We start from the raw sequence: 1,032 nt of genomic DNA, 5'->3' as shown, positions 1-1,032 counted from the left end.
GCCACCGCACGGGCCACCCGCAACGGTCGGCGGGGCGCCAGCGGGGCGACCACCTCGGCCGGGCTGGACAGCTTCGGCTCGTCGAGCACCCCCTCGGCCAGCCGGCGGACCCGCCAGCCGATCTCGTCGTAGCGCTCCAGCAACTCCGCACCGCTGGCCAGGCCCGCCTCGACCAACCGTCGCGCGGTGGCCACCACCGGATCCCGATCCAGGTCGGCCCGGATCTCCCCGGCCGACCGGTACGCGCTCTCGGCGTCCGCGCCCGCGTGCCCCATCAACCGCACCGTGGTGAGGTGGAGTACGGCCGGGCGCCGGTGGCGGCGGACCCAGGCCGCCGCCTCGACCGCCACCTCGTACGTCTCGACCAGGTCGGTGCCGTCGGCGGCGAAGTACCGCACCCCCGGCTTCGACCGCAGCGCCGTCGTCACCCAGCCCTGCGGGGACCGGAGGCTCAGGCCCAGGCCGTTGTCCTCGCACACGAACAGCACCGGGATGCGCAGACCGGTGTGGTCGTACCAGCCGGCGGTGTTGAAGGCGGCGGTGGCGCTGGCGTGGTTGATCGAGGCGTCCCCGAACGAGCAGACCACGATCGCGTCCGGTGCCCACGTCGTCGCGACGGGCGTCTCGCCCGGCCAGGCCGGCTCCGGTCGCGTGTCCAGCCGGCGCAGCCGCTCCACCGCGAGGCCCATGCCCACCGCCCGGGGCAGGTGCGAGGCGATCGTGGAGGTGGTCGGCACCACGGCGAGGTCGGCCCGACCGAAGACCTTGTGCCGGCCTCCGGCGATCGGCTCCTCGCGCGAGGCCACCATGCCCCGCAGCACGTCCCGGGCCGCGTCCGCGTACACCGGGTCGACCGCCCGCCGCTCGTCGCCTGCGGCCTCCGCTTTCCCGGCCGGGCGCTCGTCGTCGTCCAGCGGATCAGCGGCCCGGGGGCCCTCCTCGGCGTGCCCGACCCTGCCGACCGGCGGCGCGTCCTCGGCCGGGTCGAGGTCGACCTCCGTCGCCTGCCCGGCGGGCGCGGACGTGTCGGTG

Annotated in this window: 1 protein-coding gene; it reads right to left on the bottom strand. The window is 76.5% G+C overall.

Annotation, left to right across the window (positions count from 1 at the left end; genetic code table 11):
- Nucleotides 1–1,032: thiamine pyrophosphate-dependent enzyme (locus EYA84_RS32285; RefSeq protein ID WP_236146088.1), on the bottom strand; the 1,032-nt coding region annotated here is incomplete at both ends.

Origin of the sequence: Verrucosispora sp. SN26_14.1, from assembly GCF_004307965.1 — a bacterium.
Classification (GTDB): Bacteria; Actinomycetota; Actinomycetes; order Mycobacteriales; family Micromonosporaceae; genus Micromonospora.
The sequence above is the reverse complement of the archived record's forward strand: the minus strand, read 5'-3'. Positions and strand labels throughout refer to the sequence as shown.